The following is a 23,014-nucleotide window of genomic DNA, read 5'->3' on the forward strand; positions in this document are numbered from 1 at the left end:
GGGGATTGGGATTGGGGATTGGGGACTTTAAGGATGGAGCCGGAAACCGGGCTGTCCCCAGTCCCCGGTCCCTAATCCCGGGATTTAGCCTTTGATGCGTTCTATCTTACCACCCAGAGCGGACAGCTTGGCTTCGATCACTTCATAGCCACGATCGATATGGTAGATACGGTCGACGATGGTGGTGCCCTCGGCCACAAAACCGGCCAGCACCAGGCTGGCGGAGGCCCGCAGATCCGTGGCCATCACGGTGGCGCCGGTCAGCTGCTCGGTATCATCGCAGATTGCCAGATTACCGTTCAGCTCGATATGAGCGCCCATGCGGTTCAGCTCGGGTACATGCATGAAGCGGTTTTCGAAGATGGTTTCGGTCACCCTGCCCACCCCCTTGGCCACCGCGTTAAGTACGGTAAACTGGGCCTGCATGTCGGTAGGAAACGCCGGGTAGGGCGCCGTCTTGATATCCACCGGCTTCAATACCCGGTCGGTCATGTCCAGACGGACCCAGTCTTCTCCGGTTTCCACCAGGGCACCCGCGTCCTTCAGCTTGACCAGCACCGCTTCGAGCAGATGCGGATCGGTATTGCGACAGGTCACATCACCGCCGGTGACGGCCGCACCGACCAGGAAGGTTCCGGTTTCAATCCGGTCTGGCTGAACCCGATAATCACCGCCGTGCAGCGCCTCGACGCCATCGATGATCAGGGTGTCCTGCCCTATGCCCTGAATCCTCGCGCCCAGCGCGTTGAGGAAGTTGGCCAGATCAACCACTTCCGGCTCGCGGGCCGCGTTTTCGATAATGGTACGGCCCTCGGCCAGTACCGCCGCCATCATCAGGTTTTCGGTGCCGGTCACGCTGACCATGTCCATCAGGATATGAGCCCCGCGCAGGCGACCCTCGACCCGAGCCTTGATGTAACCGTCTTCGACCTTGATCTCGGCCCCCATCTGCTCCAGACCGTGGATATGCAGGTTCACCGGTCGGGCACCGATGGCGCAACCGCCGGGCAGGGATACATCCGCCTCGCCGAAACGAGCCACCAGGGGTCCCAGCGCCAGGATGGAAGCACGCATGGTCCGCACCAGCTCATAGGGCGCAACATGACTGTTTACCGCACCGGAGATAGCGATAACGTCATCCTGCTCGCTGACCTTGAGGCCCATCGAGGCCAGCAGCTGCAGCGTGGTGTCCACGTCCTTGAGCTTGGGCACATTGGACAGCCGCACCGTCTCGTCGCACAGCAGGGTGCCAAAGAGGATCGGCAGCGCGGCATTCTTGGCACCGGAGATGGTGACTTCACCGGAGAGCCGACAGGGCCCCTGTATTTTAAATTTGTCCATTTCGGTTCCTGCTCAGGAAGGCATGATGAATTTTCGTTCCCGGGCCCATTGCTCGGGAGTAAAGGTCTTTACGGTCAAGGCATGGATGGCATTCTGGGCGATCAGCTCCATCAGCGGGCCGTTGATCGCCTGTTGCCGCTTGAGCCGGCTCATGTCGGTGAAGTCGGTTGATACCGCTATCACTTCAAAATGGCTGCCTTCGCTTTTGATGTAAAGCTCGTCCAGAGGCAGTGCCTGCCGCAGTAAACGTTCAACTTCGTTATTCAGATCCATGTGGGCTCCCGCTCATGTTGGCTCTCGGCAGTATTGTCTGTCAGTTCAAACAGTGAACTGACGCCGTATAAATCGGCCAGTGGATAAAAACTGGCCGGGGGGGATATCAGGGTCAATGACTGGTTGTCGGCGGCCAGCGCCTGACTCCATTGCACCAGAAACGCCAGCCCGACCGAATCCAGCTGGCTCAACGCGCTCAGGTCCACCAGCCCGGCACCGAACAGGGTAGCCCGCTCGGCCCAGTAGGCCGGCAGATTATCCCGGGTAAGCGCCCGACTGAGCTTCATTGCGCCACTTCCAGTGGGGTCACCGGCTTCTTGGTATGTTCCTGCAGCTGACTCGTCACCCTGTCGATGCCATTCTGGCGGATAAGACCGCTCAGTTCAGCCTGTTTGGCGGACAGCAGGCTGATACCCTCTGCCACCATGTCAAACACCTTCCACTCGCCGGTACGGCTGTTCTGACGCAGCTTGAACTCCAGCTTGATGGCAGGCTTGTTCGGCTCCAGTACCGAAACCGGCACCGAGACCAGCTTTTCTCCCTTGGGCACGCTGCCGGTCCCGATATTCAGCTGCTGCTCCTTGTAGGCCGCCAGGGCATCGGCATAAGTCACCACCAGATAGTCGCTGAAGGCGGCAACGAAACGATCGCGCTGCTCGGGGGTGGTGCTGTTGAGCTGATTACCGATAACACGATAGGCGGAAAAACGGACATCCACCGCCGGCAGCATTTCTTCCCGTACTATGGTGCGCAGGTGCTCGGGGTTGGCCTCGATTTCGGCCTGCTGTCTGGCGAGTCGGTCGAAGGTTTTCTGGGCAACGTCGTTCACCAACCGATAGGGATCGGAGGCCGAGGCCGAGGCAGAGGCTGTCAGTGGCGTCCAGAGACCCGCCAGTAACAACAGCCCGGACATCAGTAGTTTTTTCATCTTTAGCTCCTCGTATGTGGGCTACGGTTTATTTGTCGCCGATGGAATAAATAAACTTTCCGATCAGTTCTTCCAGCACCAGCGCCGACTGGGTGTCGGCAATGGTATCGCCATCCGCCAGCATGCCGATACCCATGTCCTCGTCGGCAAAACCGGGGCTCAGCCCCAGATACTGTTCACCGAGCAGACCCGAGGTCTGAATGGCGGCCGTGCTGCTTTCGGCAAATTCACCGGCGCTGCGACTCACCGTCAGGGTCACCACCGGCACCTGATCCCTGGGGTCCAGGCTTATCTGACTGACCCGTCCCACCACCACGCCGCCCACCTTGACCGGTGAACGCACCTTGAGACCGCCGATATTATCGAACTTGGCATAGAGGGTATAGCTTTCTCCCTGGCCGTTGACGCTGACACCGGCGACCTTGAACGCCAGCAGCAACAGGGCCCCGATACCGGCCAGCATAAAGCAGCCGACGCTGAATTCCAGTTTGCTGTATTTCATCAAAGTTTACCCAAACATGACGGCGGTGAGGGCGAAATCGAGCCCCAGTACCGCCAGAGAAGAATGAACCACGGTACGGGTCGTGGCCTGACTGATCCCGGCCGCCGTCGGCTCGGCATCGAAACCGTTGAACAGGGCAATCCAGGTCACCACCAGCGCAAACACCAGACTCTTGATGACGCCCTGCATGATGTCCTGCTGCCAGTCGACTGCCGCCTGCATCGCCGACCAGAAGCCACCTTCGTCTACCCCCAGCCAGTCGACGCCCACCAGCTTGGCGCCCCAGATACCAATCAGGCTGAACATCAGCGCCAACAGCGGCATGCTGATGAAGCCGGCCCAGAACCGGGGTGCCACTACCCGACGCAGCGGGTCTATGCCCATCATTTCCAGACTGGACAACTGCTCGGTCGCCTTCATCAGGCCCAGTTCGGCGGTGAGGGCCGAACCGGCCCGGCCGGCAAACAGCAGCCCGGTCACCACCGGCCCCAGCTCGCGCAGTAATGACAGCGACACCAGCGGGCCCAGGCTGCCTTCGGCACCGAAGTCCACCAGCACATTATACCCCTGCAGAGCCAGCACCATACCGATAAAGATCCCCGATACCAGGATGATGGCCACCGACTGCACCCCCACCACCTGCAGCTGCTGTATCAGCAGTGGAAAATGCTTTTTCGGCTGGGGCCGTCCCACCAGGGCATGCATCAGCATGAAGCCGGCGCGGCCACAGGCCGAGATACCGGCGACGCCCTGACGTCCCAGCCGCCCTATCACATCAATTAACATCGGCTAACGACTCCCTGAATGAAGGCGCAGGATAATGAAACGCCACCGGGCCATCGGCCTGGCCCTGCAGGAACTGGATCACCTGGGCATCGGTATTCTGTTTCAGTTCGGCCGGGGTGCCCGCCGCGACCACCTGCTTGTTGGCGATGATATAGGCGTAATCGGCGATGTTCATCACCTCGGCCACGTCATGAGTGACAATTATCGAGGTCAGCCCCTGAGCCCGGTTCAGCTCGGAGATCAACTTGACCAACACGCCCATGCTGATGGGATCCTGACCGGCAAAGGGCTCATCATACATGATCAGCTCCGGATCCAGTGCAATGGCGCGCGCCAGTGCCGCTCGCCGGGCCATGCCGCCAGACAGCTCGGATGGCAGCAGGTCCGCCGCCCCACGCAATCCCACCGCTTCCAGCTTCATCAGCACCAGAGTGCGGATCATCGGCTCTGGCAAGCCACTGTGCTCACGCAGCGGAAAGGCCACGTTATCGAACACCGACAACCCGGTAAACAGGGCACCACTCTGAAACAGCATGCCCATGCGCCGCCGCACCTGATAAAGACGGGAACGGCCCAGCGCGGGAATGGACTCGCCATCGAACAGCACGTCACCACTGTTCGGCTTGATCTGACCACCGATCAAACGCAGCAGGGTCGTTTTGCCGATGCCGCTCGGCCCCATGATGGCGGTAATCTTGCCTTTAGGGATCTGCAGGTTGATCCGCTCATACAGGGTCCGGTCACCGTGACTGAAACAAAGATCCCTTATTTCGACAAGGCTCTGGCTCAAACTGATTCCCCAGCAAAAAGAAAGAATTGTATGAGTTCCCCGATCGATGGGCAACCAAGCCGGGCCCTTTTCCTTGAGCGATGCGCCATTCCCTGTCCCGGCGCGAGCCAACAGGGGGATGTCAGAATCCTCAGCCACCTGTCGCTTATCGGCACAAGCTTTTCTATAATGGCGCCGCCTAAGGTGTGGAGAATCCAATGACTGCTGAATTTGATTATCAGAAAACCGCCCAACGAGTGCTGGATATTGAAAAGGCAGCCATCGACGGCCTTTATCAATATCTTGATCGGGATTTCGATCATGCCTGCCGGCTGATGTTCCAGTGCCGGGGAAAAGTCATCGTGACCGGCATGGGCAAGTCGGGACATATCGCCAACAAGATTGCCGCCACCCTGGCCAGTACCGGCACCCCCGCCTTTTTCGTTCACCCCGGTGAGGCCAGCCATGGCGATCTGGGCATGATCGGCAAGGACGACGTGGTACTGGCCCTGTCCAACTCGGGCGAGAGCAGCGAAATCATCGCCCTGCTGCCCGTGCTCAAGCGTCGTGGGCTGCCACTGATCTGTATGACCGGCAACCCCACGTCCACCATGGCACGGGAAGCCAGTGTCCATCTGTGCACCCGGGTAGAGCAGGAAGCCTGTCCGCTCGGCCTGGCGCCGACGGCCAGCACCACCGCCGCCCTGGTGATGGGCGACGCCCTCGCCGTTTCCCTGCTGGAGGCCCGCGGTTTTACCGCCGATGACTTTGCGCTCAGCCATCCCGGTGGTGCCCTCGGCAAACGCCTGCTGCTGCGGGTCGGCGATGTAATGCACCGGGACGAGCGGGTGCCCCGGGTCGGACTCGACACCCTGATCATCGACGCGCTGCTGGAAATCGGTCGCACCGGCCTGGGCTTCACCGCCGTGGTCGATGACCAGCAGCGACTGGTGGGTATCTATACCGATGGCGACCTGCGCCGCACTCTGGATCATAAAATCGATGTACACCACACTTCCATCGAGCAGGTCATGACCCGCAGCAGTACCACGGTACACGCCAACATGCTGGTGGCGGAAGCGGTCAAACTGATGGAAGAGAAAAAAATCAGCGGCCTGCTGGTGGTGGATGAACAACACCATCCGGTAGGCGCCTTCAACATGCACGATCTGTTACGGGCGGGAGTAATCTGATGCAACAACCAAGCCTTTACGGGCCGGTGGCCGATGCACTCTGGCAGCGGATGGCCGGGATCCGGCTACTGATCTGTGACGTGGACGGGGTACTGTCCGACGGCATGATCTATCTCGGCAACCAGGGCGAAGAGTACAAAAGCTTCTGCACCAAAGACGGTTTCGGCATCAAGGCGCTGCTCAATGCCGGTATTCAGGTCGCGGTGATCACCGGCCGGGATTCCCGTATTGTCAGCGAACGCATGGCCTCGCTCGGGGTCACCCATGTCTATCAGGGCCAGAGCGACAAGATGCACAGCTATCGCGCCCTGCTGAAGACGCTCAAGCTTCAGCCGGAGCAGGCCGCCTATATCGGCGACGATGTGGTCGACTTGCCGGTGATGCGGGACTGCGGTCTGGGAGTCGCCGTCGCCGATGCCCATCCGCTGGTGCTGCAGCAGGCCGATTATATCACCCGTATCGACGGCGGCCGGGGAGCAGTGCGCGAGCTGTGCGACCTGTTGCTCGAGGCCAGAGGCGAGCTGGAACAGGCCAGAGGGATGAGCCTGTGAGTCGCCAGACCTGGTGGTTTGGCGCCCTCTTCGCGCTCGCCCTCGTCTGCTGGCAATGGTTCCGGCCGGTTTCCGATGCTCCCGTCAATCAGCAGGATTATCAGCCGGATTTTGTCGCCAAAAACCTGAGCAGTGTGCAGTACAACCGGCTGGGTCTGCCCTACCGGGGGCTGGATGCGGAATATGCGGAGTACTACGAACCGCTGGCCATGACCCTGATGGAAAAACCTGTTATCTTGCTTTATTCGCCCGACGGCCAGCCCCAGTGGCGGCTGAGCAGTGACGAAGGCATGATCAACACCAATGACAATGCGGTGCTGAACGGCACCGTCGTCGGCCAGGGGCTGCAACCGGATGCCCTGGTGGAAACCCTGACCACCGAATATCTGGAACTGGATTTTATCAACAATCAGCTGCACTCCAACCGGGATGTGCAGCTGCGCAGCTCGTCTTACCAGGCTCAGGGCCAGGGGTTGCTGGGCAAGCTGGATCAACAAACGGTGGAATTACTGCATGATACCCGGGCAACGTACATCAATCCTTAGCATGAGCGTCCTGCTTTCCCTGAGCATGGGCCTGGCCGAGGCCAAAGACGCCGACTTCAACCAGCCGGTGACCATCGATGCCGGACGCCAGCTGGTGGAGCTGGCCGATAACAAGGTGACGTTCAGCGACCGGGTGGTGGTCAAACAGGGTTCCATGGACGTTCGCGCCGACAAACTGGTGGTGATCCGCTCCGAGCAGGGATTGCAGTCGATGACCGCCCATGGCGCCCCGGCCACCTACTATCAGGTGCTGAACAACGGCCAGCCGGTCAAGGCCGAGGCCCGGGAAATCCACTACGACATGAAGGCGCGTACCATCACCCTGCTCAAGGATGCGAAGCTGAAGCAGAACGATAATATCGTGACCGGCTACCGCATTCGTTATCACATCGATCGGGAGCAGATGGAAGCCGAAAGCCAGGGCGGAACAGACCGGGTCACCACCATCTTCCTGCCCGAGCAGCTGCAGAACATGAATGACAAAAAGGCTCAGGACTGATCATGGCAACACTGAAAGCCCGTGGGCTCCAGAAGAGTTACAAGGGGCGCCAGGTGGTGGCCGATGTCAGCCTGACCGTCAACACCGGCCAGATCGTCGGCCTGCTGGGTCCCAACGGTGCCGGCAAGACCACCTCGTTTTACATGATCGTCGGCCTGGTACAGCGGGACGCCGGCAGCATCACCATCGATGCACAGGACATCAGCCATGAGCCCATGCATGTGCGGGCCCGGGCCGGTATCGGTTATCTGCCCCAGGAAGCCTCCATTTTCCGGCGCCTGAGTGTGGCCGACAATTTAATGGCGGTACTGGAAACCCGCAAGGATCTGGATGCGGCCGGCCGTGACGAGAAGATGGAACAGCTGCTGGAAGAATTCAATATCACTCATATCCGCGACAGTGCGGGTATGAGTCTGTCTGGTGGCGAACGCCGCCGGGTGGAAATTGCCCGCGCACTGGCGGCCGATCCGCGCTTTATTCTGCTGGATGAACCCTTCGCCGGCGTCGACCCGATCTCGGTGCTCGACATCAAGAAGATCATCCTGCATCTGCGCGATCGGGGACTGGGGGTGCTGATTACCGATCATAACGTGCGCGAAACCCTGGACGTCTGCGAACGGGCCTATATCGTCAGTCAGGGCCATCGCATCGCCGCCGGTACCCCGGCCGAAATACTCGCCAACGAGCAGGTCAAGAAAGTCTATCTTGGTGAACAATTCAGCCTCTGAGCTGGCCCGCCGGAGCCCCCTGCGGTTGATATAGAAGGACTTTTCAACGATGAAGCCAACTCTTCAGTTACGTCTGGGGCAGCACCTGACCATGACCCCTCAGCTGCAGCAAGCCATTCGCCTGTTGCAGCTATCCAGCCTGGAACTGCAGCAGGAGATCCAGCAGGCCCTGGAGAGCAACCCTCTGCTGGAACAGGAAGAGCCGGACAGCATCGAGGTCACCGGAACCGGTAACGACGAGCAAATCGCCGCCGATACCGCCATGGAACAAAGCAAGTTGTCCGATGAACTGCCGATGGATACCCACTGGGATGACGTCTATACCGCGTCCTCCGGCGGCAGCGGCAATGCCGGCCTGCCGGAAGGCGTCGAAGACACCGTCTATCAGGGCGAAACCACCGAGACACTGCAGGATTATCTGCTGTGGCAGATGCAACTGACCCCCTTCAGCGACACCGATCAGGCCATCGCCCTCGCCATTATCGACGCCATCGACGACGCCGGTTACCTGACGCTGGGGGTTGAGGATATTCTGGCTTCCGTTTCCGGTGGCGAGCAGGATATCGAGGCGGACGAAGTGGAAGCGGTCCTGAAACGCATCCAGCATTTCGATCCCCTCGGTGTTGCCGCCCGCAGCGTCCAGGAATGCCTGCGCATTCAGCTGGAGCCCTTTCCGGCCGACACGCCCTGGCTGAACGAGGCCCGCATCATTATCGGTCAGCATATGGATTTGCTCGGCAACCGGGACTACCGTACCCTGCAACGCAAGACTAAGCTGAAGGAAAACGAGCTCAAGGAAGTACTGGCCCTGATCCAGCAGCTCGAGCCTCGCCCCGGCAACAGCGTGATCCAGAGCAGCTCCGAATATGTCATCCCGGATGTGGTGGTGACCAAACGCCAGGGCAGCTGGGTCGCCGAGCTCAATCTGGACGCCATGCCCAAGGTGAGGCTGAATCAGACCTACGCCGCCATGGCTCGCCAGCCCAGGAACAGCGAAGACGGCCAGTTTATCCGCAATCACTTGCAGGACGCCAAGTGGTTTATCAAGAGTCTGGATAGCCGAAATGAGACTCTGCTCAAGGTTGCCAATTGTATTGTTGAACAACAACAGGCATTCTTTGAGTACGGAGCCGAGGCCATGAAGCCGATGGTGCTGAACGATGTGGCCGAAGCGGTGGAAATGCACGAGTCCACCATCTCCCGGGTTACCACACAAAAATTCATGCACACTCCCAGAGGAGTGTTCGAGCTGAAGTATTTTTTCTCCAGCCATGTGGGGACCGACGACGGAGGAGAATGTTCGTCCACGGCAATTCGCGCCCTGATCAAGAAACTGGTCGGTGCGGAAAACCCGGCCAAGCCGCTGAGCGACAGTAAAATTGCCCAGCTGCTGGCCGAACAGGGGATTCAGGTGGCCAGGCGGACCATTGCCAAGTACAGGGAGTCGCTGGCCATCCCCCCTTCCAATCAGCGTAAACGCCTGATTTAAAGGCAGATCGAGAGGGAAGACGTTATGCAGATAAATCTGACTGGACACCATGTAGAAATCACCGATTCACTACGTGACTATGTGAACAGCAAGTTTTCCAAATTGGAGCGTCACTTCGACAACATGACCAACGCACACGTCATCCTCAACGTGGAGAAGCTGCAGCAGATTGCCGAAGCCAACATCCATGTCAGCGGCGGTGAAGTCTTTGCCAATTCCCAGCATGAAGATATGTACGCAGCCATCGATGGCTTAATCGACAAGCTCGATCGCCAGATCATCAAACACAAAGAGAAGCTCAAGCAAAAATAACCATGGAAGTCGCCGACATACTGAGCAGGGACTGCACCCGCAGTGCAGTCCCCTGCACGAGCAAGAAACGAGCCCTGGAAATCATCAGCGAACTGGCAGCTCAGCATCTCAACATCAACAGCCAGCAACTGTTTGATTGCCTGCTGGCCCGGGAAAAAATGGGCAGCACCGGCATCGGCAACGGTATCGCCATTCCCCATGGCCGTATCAGCGACGAGAACCGGGCCACGGCGGTGCTGCTCACCTTTGCCGAACCGGTGGAATTCGATGCCATCGACAACCAGCCGGTAGGCCTGGTGTTCGCGCTGCTGGTACCGGAGCAGGAATGTAAACAGCACCTCAAGACGCTGTCACTGATTGCAGAGAAACTCAGCAACAAGCAGGTCTGCAAGCAATTGCGCCTGGCCGGCAGTGATGACGAGCTTTACAACATCATGGTTTCTTCCTGAGGAGTCCCCTATGCAGCTGGTGATCGTCAGTGGCCGTTCGGGATCGGGCAAAACCGTCGCCTTGCGGGTACTCGAGGATTTGGGCTATTACTGCGTCGATAACCTGCCCGTTGCGCTGCTACCCGATCTGGTACAGATGCGCCGGCACACCCCCGGCGAGGTCGCCGTCAGCATCGATGTGCGCAACCTGCCGGACAACGCCGACAAGCTGGAAGCCTGCCTGAATGAAGTGCGCGCCATGGAAGACGTCAGCCTGTCCAGCATCTTTATCGATGCAGGTAACGCCGCACTTATTCGCCGCTTCGGCGATACCCGCCGGCTACACCCATTATCCCGGCTCAGCCTGACGCTGGACGAAGCGATCCACCAGGAAACTCACCTGCTGTCGCCGCTGTCCGCCGCCGCCGACTTGCGTATCGATACCTCCGATCTCAGCATTCACGATTTGAGCGAAATCATCCGCGAACGCATCCTCGGCAAGAAGGAACGGGAACTGAACTGGGTATTCGAGTCTTTCGGCTACAAATACGGAGTATCACAGGATGCGGACTTCATGTTCGATGCCCGCTTTCTGCCCAACCCTCACTGGATCGCCGAACTGCGCCCCTTTACCGGCAAGGATGAACCGGTGGCCAGCTATCTGAGCGGTCAGCCCGAGGTCACCAAGTATCTGTGGCAGATTGAAAACCTGCTGGTCACCTGGATGCCTCACCTGGAACGTAACAATCGCAGCTACGTCACCGTTGCCATCGGCTGTACCGGTGGTCAACATCGCTCGGTCTACCTGGCCGAACAACTGGCCTGCTCATTCCGCAAGATGGGCAAAAGCGTACAACTGCGCCACCGCACCCTGGAAAAACGCCATGCCGAAAATTGAACGGGACCTGGAAATCGTCAACAAACTGGGGCTCCATGCCCGGGCCGCCATTCAACTGGTACAACTGACCCAGCAATTCGATGCCACCGTGACCGTCTGCAATCAGGAAAAACAGGCACCGGCCAACAGCGTCATGGGCTTGCTGATGCTGGAAACCGCTCAGGGCCATGCCATCCGCGTGGTTGCCGAAGGGCCGGATGCCGAAGCGGCCATGAACGCCGTGTCCCGCCTGGTTGCCGACCGCTTCAACGAATCAGAATAATTCCTCTATCGCCGTCCCGCACAGGGCTGGAGTCCGGATGACAGAATCAGTAGAAAAACCAAGAACGCCGGATCATCTGGAGACCATTACTCAGGCCCTTAACAGCGGCATGTTCGTGCACGTTCGCCGCATGTTGCAGCAAATGCGCCCGGGCGACGTCGCCTGGTTGCTGGAATCCTCGCCCTCTCCCAGCCGCAAGGTTTTGTGGCAGCTGATTGATCCGGATGAATACGGCGAGATCCTGGAGGAACTGTCGGAAGAGGTCAGGGACGGCATTATCCGGCTGATGGATCCGGAGAAGCTGGCCGCCGCGCTGGAAGACATGGAGTCGGACGATCTGGCCTATGTACTGCGCGACTTGCCCGAGCAGCTGTTCAATCAGGTACTCACCCAGATGGACGAGCAGGATCGGCAGCGGGCGGAGCAGGCGCTGTCCTATCCGGAAGACACCGCCGGTTCCATCATGAATACCGAGTTCATCACCCTGCGTGCCGATGTCACCATCGATGTAGTATTGCGCTACCTGCGTCGCCATAGCGAACTGCCGGAAGGCACCGATACCCTCTATGTGGTGGATCAACACAACCGGTTCCTGGGTGATATTTCTCTGGCCAGCCTGGTGATTCAGGACCTGGCCACCACGGTGGCCGAGGCCATGGATACTCAGGTAGAAGCCATTCCGCTGACCATGTCCGATACCGAAGTCGCCCACCTGTTCGAACGCCACGACTGGCTCTCGGCGCCGGTGGTGGACGACAGTCATCGGCTGCTGGGCCGGATTACCATCGATGACGTGGTGGACATCATCCGTGAGGAAGGTGAGCACTCGATGATGGGCATGGCCAAGATGGACGATGACGAAGACACCTTCGCGCCGGTACTGACCAGCGCCCGCCGTCGCTCCATCTGGCTCACCGTCAACCTGGGTTCGGCCCTGCTCGCCGCCAGCGTGTCCAACATGTTCGAAGAAACATTGTCACAACTGGCCACCCTGGCCATCCTGATGACCATAGTGCCCTCCATGGGAGGCATCGCCGGCAACCAGACCCTGGCACTGGTGATCCGTGGCATGGCAGTCGGACATATCGGTGACAGCAACGCCCGCTGGCTGCTGACCAAGGAGGCACTGGTCGGACTGTTCAACGGCCTGCTGTGGGCGGTGATGGTGGCGATAGTGGTGAGTCTGTGGAAAGGCAGCTGGGAGATAGGCCTGGTGCTGGCCTCGGCCATGTTCATCAACCTGTCGGTGGCGGGTCTGGCCGGGGCCGCCATTCCACTGGTGATGCGCAAGCTCAACATAGATCCGGCGCTGGCCGGCTCCATGGCCCTGACCACCGTCACCGACATCGTCGGCCTGTTCTCCTTCCTGGGTCTTTCGACCCTGATCCTGCTGCACTGAGCCGGGAATAGGGAATAGGGAATAGGGCATAGGGAATAGGGAATAGGGAATAGATTGGCGATAAGCGCAGCGAATCCCAACCCAGGCTCCTGATAAGAAGGAGGGACTGGTGATGAGGGACTCGATCCCGGACCTCCAGTCCCTAATTCCATTCCCCCCAGTTATTGCCCGGCTATTTTCATCTCGCCGATCAGCACCGAGCCAGTCTGCAGGCTGGAACGGGTTTCCACATCGGTACCGATGGCCTGAATACCCGCAAACATCTCTTTCAGATTACCGGCGATGGTGATCTCTTCCACCGGATAGGCGATTTCGCCGTTTTCCACCCAGAAACCCGCCGCCCCACGCGAGTAGTCGCCGGTAACGATATTGACGCCCTGGCCCATCATCTCGGTCACCAGCAGGCCGGTGCCCATCATCTTCAGCAGTTGCTCCAGACTGTGGCCACTGTTGGCCACCGTCCAGTTATGGATACCTCCGGCGTGACCGGTCAGCGCCATATCGAGCTTGCGCGCGGAATAGCTGGTCAGCAGGTAAGTCTTGAGTTCGCCGTTTTCGATGATATGGCGCTCGTGGGTGCGTACCCCTTCGTTATCGAACGGCGAGCTGGCCAGCCCCTTGTGCAGGTGCGGCTGCTCATGAATACCGAACCAGGCCGGGAAAATCCGCTCTCCCAGAGCGTCGAGCAGAAACGACGACTTCCGGTACAGGTTGCCACCACTTATCCCCATTACCAGATGACCGAACAGGCCTGACGCCACGTCCGGATGAAACAGCACCGGTGCCCGGGTGGTCCCCATCTTGCGGCCCCCCAGGCGGCCCAGGGTGCGACTGACGGCTTCATCTGCTACCTGCTCCGGGGTCCAGAGATCCTCGAAGCTGCGCGCCGAGGTGTAGCCGTACTCGCGCTGCATGTCGCCGTCCTGTTCGCCGATCAGCACACAGCTCATGCCGAAACGGCTGCCGGCATAGCCCTTGATAAAGCCATGACTGTTACCGTAGACCTTGATGCCCAGGTTGCTGGAAAAACTGGCGCCGTCCGATTGCTTGATACGCGGATCCCGGCCCAGTGCCTGCTGCTCGCAGCGCAATGCCAGCTCGATGCCGTCGGCCGGTTCAAGTTCACGGGGGAAACACAGCTCAAGCCTGGGCGCATCCCAGGCCAGCGCATCCGCATCGGCGATGCCGGCGAAGGGGTCGACGGTGGTGTAACGGGAGATATCCAGCGCCGCCGCCACGGTGCGGGCGATGGCGTCGGGCCGCAGATCCGAGGTGGAGGCGGAGCCCTTGCGGCCATCACGATAAACGGCGATCCCCAGGGCACCATCCTTGTTGAACTCGATGTTTTCCAGTTCACCGTTACGGGTGTTGACCGAAAGCCCGGTCTGCTTGCTGATGGACACTTCGGCGGCGTCGGCGCCCAGTCGCTTGGCGCTTTCCAGTGCTTGTTCTACTGCCAGTTCTAACTGGCGCTGTTCGGTTTGAATTTCTGCTGGGGTCATGATTGAAATCGCTGGCTCAGTTTGGAGTTAGCATAACAGACCCCTGCGCCCCTTGGGAGAAGCTGGTAATATATATGTAAATCTTAAATGAGACGGAAAAGCTATGAGCCACCATGACGACCCGAGCGGGTACGATGATGAAATCGAATGGGTCAGCAAGAGTGAGATGAAACGGGAAAGCCACGCCCTGCAGAAGCTGGGCGAGTCGCTGGTCAAGCTCAAGCCCCATGAACTGGCCAAGGTCCCGCTGGACGATGACCTGCAGGAAGCCATCGAGCTGGCACACAAGCTGCACAACAAACGCGAAGGCCTGCGCCGGCATATGCAGTATATCGGCAAGCTGATGCGTACCCGGGATGTCACCGATATCCAGAAGGCGCTGGCCGGTTTCGAGCACAAGAGTGCCGTGGCCAACGCGCATTTCCATAAACTGGAGTTGTGGCGTGACCGGCTGATCAAGGAAGGGGACAAAGGCGTCAATGCGCTGCTGGCGGAACACCGTAATCTGGATCGGCAAAAACTGCGACAGCTGGCTCGTCAGGGTCGCAAGGAGCTGGCTGCCGGCCTGCCGCCCCAGGCCTATCGCGAGCTGTTTCAGTATCTGAAACTGCACCTCGGCTCTGACGCATCCTAATAACGACAAGCTGTGGCGAAAAAGCAGCAATAATCCGGACAGCACAACGGGAGCCTTGGCTCCCGTTGTTATTAATGGGCTTATTCAGCAGTTAAAAACACATACCCGCCGGTTTTTTACCCATTTTACGTAATTTGGCACATTCACGGTGATCAACACCGTCGCCCTTGCTCGCCATTTCCTGCACTACAGGCTGCTGCGTATTCAGCACCGAACCGGCCTGGGCCGGCATTAACATCAACCCAAGAACAGAGGCAAAGGCTATCGATAGCAATGTTTTCATCATTATCGCCTCCATCGTTACTGCCACGCCGTTGCGTGGGTCAGCAACCATTAGACCTTGCCTGGTCCCCGGATCGCACAGAAAATAACTGTTAACCCCTGGTTGATAATCAACCAGAGATCCTACTGAGTACCACCCACCGTCATCTTGTCCAGCTTCAGCGTCGGCTGACCGACGCCGACCGGCACGCTCTGACCATCCTTGCCACAGACACCTACCCCGGTATCCAGCGCCAGATCATTACCCACCATCGACACCTGGCTCATGGCCTCGGGGCCGTTGCCGATGAGGGTCGCGCCCTTGATCGGCGCCGTCAGCTTGCCGTCTTCGATAAGATAGGCTTCGGAGGCGGAAAACACGAAGCGTCCGGAGGTAATGTCCACCTGACCACCGCCGAAGTTGGGCGCGTAGATGCCTTTCTTGACGCTCCGGATGATCTCTTCCGGCGGCGTCTGCCCCGGCAGCATATAGGTGTTGGTCATGCGCGGCATCGGCAGGTGAGCATAGGACTCCCGCCGACCGTTGCCGGTGGGTGCCATCTTCATCAACCGGGCATTGAGCTTGTCCTGCATATAGCCCTTGAGCACACCGTTTTCGATCAGCACGTTGTAACCACTGGCGGTACCCTCATCGTCGATGGTCAGGGAGCCGCGGCGGTTGGCCAGGGTGCCGTCATCCACGATGGTGCACAAGCTGGAAGCCACCTGCTCGCCGATGCGACCGGAATAGGCGGAAGAGCCCTTGCGGTTGAAGTCGCCTTCCAGGCCATGGCCCACCGCCTCGTGCAGCAGCACCCCGGGCCAGCCGGCTCCCAGCACCACCGGCATGGTACCGGCGGGGGCGTCTATCGCCTCCAGGTTGACCAGAGCCTGGCGTACCGCCTCCTTCACATACCCCATGGCTCTGGGCTGACCATCCACCTCTTCCAGGAAATAGTCGTAGCCGACCCGACCACCACCACCACTGCCACCCCGTTCGCGGCGTCCCTTGCGCTCGGCCAGCACCGAGCAGTTCAGTCGCACCAGAGGACGCAGGTCTGTCGCCAGGGTGCCGTCGGTGGCCAGTACCAGGATTTCTTCATAAACGCCGGAAATGGAGGCGATCACCTGGGTCACCGCCGGATCCAGGCTACGGGCGAAGGCATCCATCTGCTGCAACAGGGCAATTTTCTGCTCCCGGCTCAGGCTGTCGAGCGGGTTGATGCCCAGATAACGGGCCGTTGCCGGTTGCTCTCGTCCGATCTGGAAGCGGCCGTCACCTCCGTGTTCGGCAATACCGCGGGCGGCACTCACCGCCTGATCCAGTGCCGCCGCCGTCAGCTCGTCGGAATAGGCGAAGCCGGTTTTTTCGCCGCTGACCGCCCGCACGCCCACGCCCTGCTCGATGTTGTAGCTGCCATCCTTGACGATGCCGTCTTCCAGCACCCAGGACTCGTGCACGCTGTTCTGAAAATAGAGATCGGCAAAATCTATCTGGTGCCGGCTCAATCGTGCCAGCTGGGCATCCAGTAACGCCATGTCCAGTTCATTCGGGACCAGCAGGCTGCGGTTAATCTGTTCAATACTCATGCTTATCTCTCCAAACCGCACTCAGGCGGGCGTGTTGTGCAACCGGCATTTCGCGGCGAATGCGGGACAGTCGTTCCAGGTCCAGCGGCGCGATGATGAGCCCTTCCCCCCTGGGCAAACAGGCCTGCAGCTCACCCCAGGGATCGAGGATCACCGAGTGGCCCCAGGTCTGCCGCTCGCCCTGCTCGCCATAGAGGCCCGCCGCCAGTACATAACACTGGTTTTCGATGGCCCTGGCCTGCAGCAAGGGCAGCCAGTGCGCCTGACCGGTGACCCGGGTAAAGGCCGCCGGCACCATCAGGATCTCGGCGCCCTTGGCGCGCAACGCCCGGTATAGCTCGGGAAAACGTAAATCATAACAGATAGACAACCCCAAACGCCCGAAGGGACTGTCTACCACACAAAGTTCATCCCCGGGCGCGTAGGTGGCCGACTCCCGATAACGACCGTGACCGTCGGCGACATCCACATCGAACAGATGCAGTTTATGGTAATGACCGACTCGCTCTCCCTTATCGTTATAAACCAGACTGGTGGTATGGAGCCGCTCGCTGCCCTCGATACGGGTCGGCATCGAGCCCACCACCAGCCAGATCCCCAACTCTCGCGCCCAGCGACAGAACTGCCCCTGTATCGGGCCCTCACCCAGAGGCTCGGCCAGGTCCAGCGCCGCCTGTCGATTGCCAAACACCACCGCATTTTCCGGCACCTGTACCAGCAATGGACGACTCGGCGGCAATTGTTGCAACAAGGCATCCAGCTTGTCCCTGTTGGCCGGCCAGTCGGGTCCGGCATTCATTTGTATCGCAACCAGTTCCATCGCATTCTCCTTATTCGTTCCCGGGCAATGGTACCCGATCCTGCTCCCGCCCCAGCTCCGTCACCCTGGGCTGCGCCAGCGGTCCTTCCACCCGATAACGAATACGGGTGAAGACATCAACCACCGGGCCCAGCACCTTGGACAAGGCCAGCACATAGAGTCCGGTTACCGGCGTGACTGCAAAGGCGGCCAGTACCGGCAGATTGCCGGTCAGGTCCGGGGTAAATTCAAAACGGTAGTCGAGCCGCTCCGCGGCCAGATCCACCAGCCCGCGACCACTCAAGTCACCGGCCGCGCCCTTCAGCTCCAGATCATCACTGCGCAGCACGCCGTCCTGCAGCTCGCCACTGGCACTGATGCGATCAAAATAGAACCCCTGCTCGAACACATCACGAAAATCCAGCCGCAAACGGCGCAGCACCGACTCCATGCTCAGTACCGACAACAGACCCGCGCCCCTGTCATTCAGCTCGCTCAGCACGCCGGCCTCGGTGTCGGCGGCGAGCCGGCCATTCAGGCTGGGACGATCCGGTCGCCAGGGCACATCCAGCCAGCGCAACTGACCGTTGAATGTGGCGGCGGTCTCGCTGAACGGAGATTCCTTGTCCAGCGCCAGCCACAGACGCTGCAGAGACGGGGTGCTGCTCTGCCACTCCAGCCGGCTCAGATTACCGCTGTCGTGCTGCAGCCACTGGCCATGCCCTTTCGCCTGCAGCAGCGGCCCGTCCAGACTCATGTCCGCCAGCTGTATCCCGTTCTGCCCGGACAGGGGGCGCAGATCAAAGGCCACCTTGCCCAGCGCCAGCTTGCGCCAGCGACAATCGTCACACCGGAATTCCAGGGCGGGAAGCTGACCCGGCTGCAACCTGCTGTCCGAGGCCGGTTCCGGGGTCGGCGAGTCAGCTGACACCGGCCATTCGGGCGCCAGCCAGAGCCGGCTGAAATGCGCCTGCCACGGCTGTTCGCCTCCCCAGCCAAGGGTGCCCTCTGCCTGTTCCGCCGTCACACTCAACTGCTGGCGCTGGCCCGGAGCCGGTACGACGGACAACTGGAGCTGATGCAGAGGCTGCTGCCAGAGCCGGGCCCGGCTGGCCTGCACTGATACCCGATAGGATCCCGGCCATGTCAACCGGGTCGCCGCGCGGTCCGGTGCCGGTGAATATGATTGAAATTCCCGTAACAGCGCCAGCCAGTCATCCAGTGGCAGGTCCGGCACCCGCACCGCGATATCCAGTGGCGGCCGGGGCAATGTCGGCTGCACGCCGGCACCGGCCGAGAGCCACAATCGATGTACCCGTGCGCCCGTCGGCCCGAAGCCCAGCCCGGCCTGACCTCGAATATGCTCTCCCAGGGTCAGTTCTGCCCGGGCCTGACGGCCATCACCACTCACCTCCAGATGACTGGGCTGTGACCGGGCACCGATTTTGTTCAGCGGTGGCGGCAAGGTGCTGCTCAGTCCCTGCAGTGCCGAGTCGGCTTCGAAGCGGTAATGAAACTCCCCTGGCTTTGCCAGAGTCAGTTCAAGGTTGCCACGCCAGTCGGCGGCTCCGCCCAGTGCCGCCAGAGGGGGATGGTGCTTCGCCAGTTCGGCCGCCTGCAGCCGCCCCCTGATATCCAGCCCCACCTCATAGCCGGCATCGGTCTGCTGCCCCCGGTAATCCAGCCGTAGTGGCTGTCCGCTCCATTTCGCCTGCATGTCCTCGAACCGGGTCTGCCGTTCGTCGAACAGCAGACGACCACTGACCTCGTCGAGTGGCAGATCCAGTAGCTTGACGCGCACCCGGTTGCGCTCGAAGTCGACCTGTCCGTCTACCGCTACCGGCCCGCCGCGCAGCGGGATTTCCAGCGCCAGCCGGGCCTTGAGCGGCCCCGTCACCTGCACCTGCTCCAGAGTAGTACCGACCGAGCCCGCCAGAGGAGAATCCTGCAGATAGGCGGTCACCGCCTCGCCCTTACCTTCTATGTCGGCACTGAGCCGCAGGCTGGCGTCCTTGCGCAGCGGCACTATCCGGGCGTCGATGGCGCTGGCCACCACGGCCCCCAGCTGCCCTTCCCGCCCCTTCATGTAGAGCCCGTCATTTTCAAACAGCAAATCCAGGCTCAGCTCGCTCAGCGGCTGCCAGTGCGGATTGAAGCGGAACTCCGCCTCGCGCAGCGGTACCCTGGCCTGGAAAATGCCCGAGCCATCCGCGTAGGGAAAGGCGTTGAGCCGCCCATACCAGAGCACCTCGGCGCCATCGGCCTGACCGCCACGGATAGCACCCTGCAAATAGTTCACCAGCGGCGCACCCATCAGCGGCTCGGGAAAATAGCTGAAAGCCCGCTCGGCCCGCAGCACATCGACCGACGCCGAGGCGCTGAGCAACGGTGCCCCCCGAGCCGGCAGTTGCAGGCTGAACCAGCCCTGCAGTGCCAGATCGGCGGTGTCCACGGCCAGCGCGTCACTCCACAACAGCCAGCCGTCCGGCTGCTTGCGCCAGTGTAGCTCGGTCGATAGCCGCTGCATCGGCCAGGGCTCGCGAAAGGCACCGTCGTAAATCCAGTCGGCGGCTTGTTGCTGGTCAAGGCTCAACTGGCCACGATCGGCGGCAAGAGAAAAGTGTCCGTTGAGACCCCGGGTTTGCGGCACCCAGCCGAAGGCGTGGGTACTGACCTCTTCCAGCTCGCCCTGCCAGTGCCAGTCATCACCGGTGGCGGCGGCGGAAAAATAGAGATTGCTCAGCTGGCCGCCTGGCGATATGCCCTCCAGCTGGCGGGCCGTGGCCGGCCAGAACGGCTCGCCCCATTGAGCCAGCAGCGCCAGATCGGTAAACGTCAGCCGATCCAGGTAGCCCAGTAGCCGATCCTGGTGCCGATCGAGCTGAAAATTCCAGCTCGGCCAGGCTTCTGCATCGACGCTGATATCGATATGACTGCTGGCCAGCTGCCAGCCGGCTTCGGTCGGTTGCCACTGCACCCGACCACCGTCTACCGCTATCTGGTGGTCATCGCCCCAACGCAGCCGGTTTTCGCCCAGGTTGAGCAAACCGGCGCTGAAGGTGCCCTGCTGCCACTCCAGCCATAATTCGAAATTAAAATCGGCGTTCACACCCCGGTCCCGGGCGCGCACGCGGGAAAGGATTGCAGACGCATCCACCTGGTCGGCCTGCAGGTAAATACTGCCATCGAGCCGGTCGATGGGGCCGGTGAAGCGGCTCTTGAGCACCAGCTGCTGGTCCGGGGCCGGGCCAAAGCCCAGGCTGCCCTCGCCCTGATGCAGGCCCGGGGAGTTTTGCCAGTGCAGGGCAGGAAGATGCAGTTCGAACAGCTCCTGCTGTGGCAGGGTCACGACCAGCTGCGCATCGTTGAGGGAGAAACGCTTCACGCCTTCGAGCACCAGGCTCGACAACCAGGCCATGTCGGTGCGCGGCCCCCCGGCCGCTGCGCCGCTCGGGTTCAGCGGCAGACGCAGGCCGTCGAGGGTGATCTCGTTCAGTATCGGCTGCCACTGGCGCAGACTCTGCCAGAGCTGAACGTCGACCAGGGCCCGACGCAGGGTGATGGCCGGCGCCTCGGGCCGGTGCAGGCTGACGTCGCTCACCACCAGCACCGGGCCGTAATCCTGCCAGCTCAGTCCCAGTTGTCCCACTTCCAGGGTCAGCTGATGCTCGCTCAGCAGCCGGTCCAGCCACTGCTGCTGCCAGCTGGCCAGCCAGGGCGAGCCGAAACGCAGCAGGGTAACCAGCAGCGCCAGCAGCACCGCCGCGGCCGCCAGCCCCAGCCAGGCCCAGCTCAGGCTCCGTCTGATCACTACATCATCACCACGTCAAACTGTTCCTGGTTATACAGCGGCTCGCTGTTGACCCGAACCTGCTTGCCGATGAAGACTTCCAGCTCCGCCAGCATATGGGACTCATCTTCCTGGAGGGCGGAGGCCACCGCCGTCGAGGCGTACACCACGAACTTGTCCGCATCGTAGGCCTTGTTGACGCGGGTGATCTCGCGCAATATCTCGTAGCTGACGGTTTCCACCGTCTTGACCCGGGCCCGGCCGTCACACTCCGGGCAGGCACCACAGAGCACATGTTCCAGGCTTTCCCGAGTGCGCTTGCGGGTCATCTCGACCAGTCCGAGCTGGGAAAAACCGTTGACGTTGGTCTTGGCCCTGTCCTTGGAGAGCGCCAGCCCCAGGCTGTGCAACACCCGCCGCTTGTGATCCTCATCGTACATGTCGATGAAATCGATAATGATGATCCCCCCAAGGTTGCGCAGCCGCAGCTGACGGGCAATGGCCTGGGTGGCTTCGGTATTGGTGTTGAAGATGGTCTCTTCGAGGTTGCGGTGGCCGACGAAGGCACCGGTGTTGATGTCGACCGTGGTCATGGCCTCGGTCTGATCGATGATCAGGTAACCACCGGACTTGAGCTCGACCTTGCGATCCAGCGCCCGCTGAATTTCGTTTTCCACGTCGTAGAGATCGAAGATCGGTGCCTCGCCCTGATAATATTCGATCTTGCCCGACAGTTCGGGCACGAACTCGTCGACGAAGGCACGCAAGGTCTCGCAGGTGTTGCGGGAGTCGACCCGGATCCTGTCCAGCTCGGTCCCCACGAAATCCCGCACGATGCGACAGGCGAGCCCCAGATCTTCATACAGCATGGAGCAGGAAGCGTACTTGCCGCGCCGCTCCAGGATCTTGCGCCACAGACGCTTGAGAAAGGCCGCATCCTGAGACAGCTCGGTTTCTCCGATGCCCTCGGCGGCGGTGCGGATAATGAAGCCGCCCTGCTCGTCCACATAACCGGCAACCAGCTGCTTGAGCCGTTCCCGTTCCTGCTCCGAGTCGATACGCTGGGACACGCCCACATAGGCACTGCCGGGCATGAACACCAGATAGCGGGACGGGAGCGTAATGTCGGTGGTCAGACGGGCGCCTTTGGTACCCAGCGGATCCTTGACCACCTGCACCATGATGTCCTGCCCCTGGCGCACCAGTTCCGCGATATTGCCGGCCTGAAAGTGTACCTGCTCCTTGGTGTCCACGCATTCGGTATGAGGCACGATGTCGGAGGCATGCAGGAACGCCGCCCGCTCACCGCCGATATCGACGAAGGCGGCCTGCATGCCGGGCAGCACCCGACTGACCTTGCCTTTGTAGATGTTGCCGACGATACCTCGCCGGGCCTGACGCTCTACATGCACTTCCTGCAGGATACCGTTTTCCACCAGCGCCACCCGGGTTTCCGCGGGGGTCATATTGATTATCAGTTCTGCAGACATGCTTGCTCCGCCCATAGGAGAATGAAACGGCTTCTAAACTATCAC

General features: G+C 60.5%; 25 protein-coding genes. 12 read left to right on the forward strand and 13 right to left on the reverse strand.

From position 1 onward, the window contains the following. Positions 1-84: 84 nt before the first annotated feature. The 7 genes from murA to mlaF are packed head-to-tail and all read right to left on the reverse strand — an operon-like array spanning position 85 to position 4,620. Entirely contained in the window at positions 85-1,341 is a 1,257-nt protein-coding gene (murA, locus tag BFR47_RS07440; protein ID WP_071472476.1) for a UDP-N-acetylglucosamine 1-carboxyvinyltransferase, read from the reverse strand. 12 nt (positions 1,342-1,353) lie between these two features. Beyond that, positions 1,354-1,614: a BolA family protein gene (locus BFR47_RS07445; protein WP_071472477.1), complete on the reverse strand. Its 261-nt coding sequence runs from the start codon at positions 1,612-1,614 to the stop codon at positions 1,354-1,356. Beyond that, positions 1,605-1,901 (reverse strand): STAS domain-containing protein, encoded by a 297-nt coding sequence (locus BFR47_RS07450; RefSeq protein WP_071472478.1) that lies wholly within the window; start codon positions 1,899-1,901, stop codon positions 1,605-1,607. The genes BFR47_RS07445 and BFR47_RS07450 overlap by 10 nt, the downstream gene beginning before the upstream one ends. Continuing rightward, a complete protein-coding gene (mlaC, locus tag BFR47_RS07455) occupies positions 1,898-2,542 on the reverse strand; it encodes a phospholipid-binding protein MlaC (RefSeq protein ID WP_139215127.1) in 645 nt (214 codons plus the stop codon). The genes BFR47_RS07450 and mlaC overlap by 4 nt, the downstream gene beginning before the upstream one ends. 28 nt (positions 2,543-2,570) lie before the next feature. Beyond that, on the reverse strand, positions 2,571-3,044 hold the full coding sequence (gene mlaD, locus BFR47_RS07460; protein WP_071472479.1) for an outer membrane lipid asymmetry maintenance protein MlaD: 474 nt from the start codon (positions 3,042-3,044) through the stop codon (positions 2,571-2,573). A gap of 6 nt (positions 3,045-3,050) precedes the next feature. Next, positions 3,051-3,830 (reverse strand): lipid asymmetry maintenance ABC transporter permease subunit MlaE, encoded by a 780-nt coding sequence (gene mlaE, locus BFR47_RS07465; protein WP_071472480.1) that lies wholly within the window; start codon positions 3,828-3,830, stop codon positions 3,051-3,053. After that, positions 3,820-4,620, reverse strand: coding sequence for a phospholipid ABC transporter ATP-binding protein MlaF (gene mlaF, locus BFR47_RS07470; protein WP_071472481.1), 801 nt, complete (start codon positions 4,618-4,620; stop codon positions 3,820-3,822). The genes mlaE and mlaF overlap by 11 nt, the downstream gene beginning before the upstream one ends. Before the next feature lie 197 nt (positions 4,621-4,817). Between mlaF and BFR47_RS07475 the strand changes: the two genes are divergently transcribed. From BFR47_RS07475 to mgtE, 11 genes are read left to right on the forward strand one after another with little or no spacing between them, the layout of a single operon-like run. Then, positions 4,818-5,792 carry a KpsF/GutQ family sugar-phosphate isomerase gene (locus BFR47_RS07475; protein WP_071472482.1) on the forward strand — a complete coding sequence of 325 codons (975 nt, stop codon included), beginning with the start codon at positions 4,818-4,820 and terminating at the stop codon, positions 5,790-5,792. After that, positions 5,792-6,343, forward strand: a complete 552-nt coding sequence (kdsC, locus tag BFR47_RS07480; RefSeq protein ID WP_071472483.1) for a 3-deoxy-manno-octulosonate-8-phosphatase KdsC — start codon at positions 5,792-5,794, stop codon at positions 6,341-6,343. The genes BFR47_RS07475 and kdsC overlap by 1 nt, the downstream gene beginning before the upstream one ends. After that, the gene (lptC, locus tag BFR47_RS07485; protein WP_071472484.1) at positions 6,340-6,888 is read left to right on the forward strand and encodes an LPS export ABC transporter periplasmic protein LptC; all 549 of its coding nucleotides are present in this window, start codon (positions 6,340-6,342) and stop codon (positions 6,886-6,888) included. The genes kdsC and lptC overlap by 4 nt, the downstream gene beginning before the upstream one ends. A gap of 1 nt (position 6,889) precedes the next feature. Beyond that, positions 6,890-7,387: a lipopolysaccharide transport periplasmic protein LptA gene (gene lptA / locus BFR47_RS07490; protein WP_245748847.1), complete on the forward strand. Its 498-nt coding sequence runs from the start codon at positions 6,890-6,892 to the stop codon at positions 7,385-7,387. A gap of 2 nt (positions 7,388-7,389) precedes the next feature. Then, positions 7,390-8,115 carry an LPS export ABC transporter ATP-binding protein gene (gene lptB, locus BFR47_RS07495; protein WP_071472486.1) on the forward strand — a complete coding sequence of 242 codons (726 nt, stop codon included), beginning with the start codon at positions 7,390-7,392 and terminating at the stop codon, positions 8,113-8,115. 49 nt (positions 8,116-8,164) lie between these two features. Then, entirely contained in the window at positions 8,165-9,604 is a 1,440-nt protein-coding gene (locus tag BFR47_RS07500) for an RNA polymerase factor sigma-54 (RefSeq protein WP_071472487.1), read from the forward strand. A gap of 24 nt (positions 9,605-9,628) precedes the next feature. After that, a complete protein-coding gene (gene hpf / locus BFR47_RS07505; protein ID WP_071472488.1) occupies positions 9,629-9,916 on the forward strand; it encodes a ribosome hibernation promoting factor in 288 nt (95 codons plus the stop codon). Between the two features lie 2 nt (positions 9,917-9,918). Continuing rightward, a complete protein-coding gene (ptsN, locus tag BFR47_RS07510; RefSeq protein WP_071472489.1) occupies positions 9,919-10,365 on the forward strand; it encodes a PTS IIA-like nitrogen regulatory protein PtsN in 447 nt (148 codons plus the stop codon). 10 nt (positions 10,366-10,375) lie between these two features. Next, the gene (rapZ, locus tag BFR47_RS07515; protein ID WP_071472490.1) at positions 10,376-11,242 is read left to right on the forward strand and encodes an RNase adapter RapZ; all 867 of its coding nucleotides are present in this window, start codon (positions 10,376-10,378) and stop codon (positions 11,240-11,242) included. Continuing rightward, positions 11,229-11,504, forward strand: coding sequence for an HPr family phosphocarrier protein (locus BFR47_RS07520; RefSeq protein ID WP_071472491.1), 276 nt, complete (start codon positions 11,229-11,231; stop codon positions 11,502-11,504). Before rapZ ends, BFR47_RS07520 begins: the two co-directional genes overlap by 14 nt. A gap of 37 nt (positions 11,505-11,541) precedes the next feature. Next, the gene (mgtE, locus tag BFR47_RS07525) at positions 11,542-12,903 is read left to right on the forward strand and encodes a magnesium transporter (protein WP_071472492.1); all 1,362 of its coding nucleotides are present in this window, start codon (positions 11,542-11,544) and stop codon (positions 12,901-12,903) included. A gap of 161 nt (positions 12,904-13,064) precedes the next feature. Here the strand turns inward: mgtE and pmbA are convergent, their stop codons facing one another. After that, entirely contained in the window at positions 13,065-14,405 is a 1,341-nt protein-coding gene (gene pmbA, locus BFR47_RS07530) for a metalloprotease PmbA (protein WP_071472493.1), read from the reverse strand. A gap of 103 nt (positions 14,406-14,508) precedes the next feature. Here pmbA and yjgA point away from each other — a divergent pair, with 103 nt between their 5' ends. Next, positions 14,509-15,039 (forward strand): ribosome biogenesis factor YjgA, encoded by a 531-nt coding sequence (yjgA, locus tag BFR47_RS07535; RefSeq protein ID WP_071472494.1) that lies wholly within the window; start codon positions 14,509-14,511, stop codon positions 15,037-15,039. A gap of 91 nt (positions 15,040-15,130) precedes the next feature. On the opposite strand, the gene BFR47_RS07540 is transcribed toward yjgA, so the two are convergent. The 5 genes from BFR47_RS07540 to rng all read right to left on the reverse strand — a co-directional run bounded on the left by BFR47_RS07540 (position 15,131) and on the right by rng (position 22,969). Beyond that, complete coding sequence (locus BFR47_RS07540; RefSeq protein ID WP_139215128.1) at positions 15,131-15,325, reverse strand: hypothetical protein; 195 nt, start codon at positions 15,323-15,325, stop codon at positions 15,131-15,133. A 119-nt stretch (positions 15,326-15,444) separates the two neighbouring features. Beyond that, positions 15,445-16,890 carry a metalloprotease TldD gene (gene tldD, locus BFR47_RS07545; protein ID WP_071472495.1) on the reverse strand — a complete coding sequence of 482 codons (1,446 nt, stop codon included), beginning with the start codon at positions 16,888-16,890 and terminating at the stop codon, positions 15,445-15,447. Beyond that, positions 16,880-17,710, reverse strand: a complete 831-nt coding sequence (locus tag BFR47_RS07550; protein ID WP_071472496.1) for a carbon-nitrogen hydrolase family protein — start codon at positions 17,708-17,710, stop codon at positions 16,880-16,882. Before BFR47_RS07550 ends, tldD begins: the two co-directional genes overlap by 11 nt. A gap of 10 nt (positions 17,711-17,720) precedes the next feature. Beyond that, complete coding sequence (locus tag BFR47_RS07555; RefSeq protein ID WP_071472497.1) at positions 17,721-21,500, reverse strand: YhdP family protein; 3,780 nt, start codon at positions 21,498-21,500, stop codon at positions 17,721-17,723. Further along, positions 21,500-22,969: a ribonuclease G gene (rng, locus tag BFR47_RS07560; RefSeq protein ID WP_071472498.1), complete on the reverse strand. Its 1,470-nt coding sequence runs from the start codon at positions 22,967-22,969 to the stop codon at positions 21,500-21,502. The genes BFR47_RS07555 and rng overlap by 1 nt, the downstream gene beginning before the upstream one ends. Positions 22,970-23,014 lie beyond the last annotated feature (45 nt).

Source organism: Oceanisphaera psychrotolerans, from assembly GCF_001870485.1.
In the GTDB taxonomy this organism is placed as follows: domain Bacteria; phylum Pseudomonadota; class Gammaproteobacteria; order Enterobacterales; family Aeromonadaceae; genus Oceanimonas; species Oceanimonas psychrotolerans.

Excerpts from the sequence above, each read along its gene's own strand:
- BFR47_RS07540 (WP_139215128.1), bottom strand. The coding sequence starts at position 15,325 with ATGATGAAAACATTGCTATCGATAGCCTTTGCCTCTGTTCTTGGGTTG.
- lptB (WP_071472486.1), top strand. The coding sequence starts at position 7,390 with ATGGCAACACTGAAAGCCCGTGGGCTCCAGAAGAGTTACAAGGGGCGC.
- yjgA (WP_071472494.1), top strand. The coding sequence starts at position 14,509 with ATGAGCCACCATGACGACCCGAGCGGGTACGATGATGAAATCGAATGG.
- mlaD (WP_071472479.1), bottom strand. The coding sequence starts at position 3,044 with ATGAAATACAGCAAACTGGAATTCAGCGTCGGCTGCTTTATGCTGGCC.
- BFR47_RS07475 (WP_071472482.1), top strand. The coding sequence starts at position 4,818 with ATGACTGCTGAATTTGATTATCAGAAAACCGCCCAACGAGTGCTGGAT.
- mlaC (WP_139215127.1), bottom strand. The coding sequence starts at position 2,542 with ATGAAAAAACTACTGATGTCCGGGCTGTTGTTACTGGCGGGTCTCTGG.
- BFR47_RS07550 (WP_071472496.1), bottom strand. The coding sequence starts at position 17,710 with ATGGAACTGGTTGCGATACAAATGAATGCCGGACCCGACTGGCCGGCC.
- lptA (WP_245748847.1), top strand. The coding sequence starts at position 6,890 with ATGAGCGTCCTGCTTTCCCTGAGCATGGGCCTGGCCGAGGCCAAAGAC.
- BFR47_RS07450 (WP_071472478.1), bottom strand. The coding sequence starts at position 1,901 with ATGAAGCTCAGTCGGGCGCTTACCCGGGATAATCTGCCGGCCTACTGG.
- murA (WP_071472476.1), bottom strand. The coding sequence starts at position 1,341 with ATGGACAAATTTAAAATACAGGGGCCCTGTCGGCTCTCCGGTGAAGTC.
- BFR47_RS07500 (WP_071472487.1), top strand. The coding sequence starts at position 8,165 with ATGAAGCCAACTCTTCAGTTACGTCTGGGGCAGCACCTGACCATGACC.
- ptsN (WP_071472489.1), top strand. The coding sequence starts at position 9,919 with ATGGAAGTCGCCGACATACTGAGCAGGGACTGCACCCGCAGTGCAGTC.
- mgtE (WP_071472492.1), top strand. The coding sequence starts at position 11,542 with ATGACAGAATCAGTAGAAAAACCAAGAACGCCGGATCATCTGGAGACC.
- rng (WP_071472498.1), bottom strand. The coding sequence starts at position 22,969 with ATGTCTGCAGAACTGATAATCAATATGACCCCCGCGGAAACCCGGGTG.
- kdsC (WP_071472483.1), top strand. The coding sequence starts at position 5,792 with ATGCAACAACCAAGCCTTTACGGGCCGGTGGCCGATGCACTCTGGCAG.
- BFR47_RS07520 (WP_071472491.1), top strand. The coding sequence starts at position 11,229 with ATGCCGAAAATTGAACGGGACCTGGAAATCGTCAACAAACTGGGGCTC.
- mlaE (WP_071472480.1), bottom strand. The coding sequence starts at position 3,830 with ATGTTAATTGATGTGATAGGGCGGCTGGGACGTCAGGGCGTCGCCGGT.
- BFR47_RS07445 (WP_071472477.1), bottom strand. The coding sequence starts at position 1,614 with ATGGATCTGAATAACGAAGTTGAACGTTTACTGCGGCAGGCACTGCCT.
- pmbA (WP_071472493.1), bottom strand. The coding sequence starts at position 14,405 with ATGACCCCAGCAGAAATTCAAACCGAACAGCGCCAGTTAGAACTGGCA.
- hpf (WP_071472488.1), top strand. The coding sequence starts at position 9,629 with ATGCAGATAAATCTGACTGGACACCATGTAGAAATCACCGATTCACTA.
- rapZ (WP_071472490.1), top strand. The coding sequence starts at position 10,376 with ATGCAGCTGGTGATCGTCAGTGGCCGTTCGGGATCGGGCAAAACCGTC.
- tldD (WP_071472495.1), bottom strand. The coding sequence starts at position 16,890 with ATGAGTATTGAACAGATTAACCGCAGCCTGCTGGTCCCGAATGAACTG.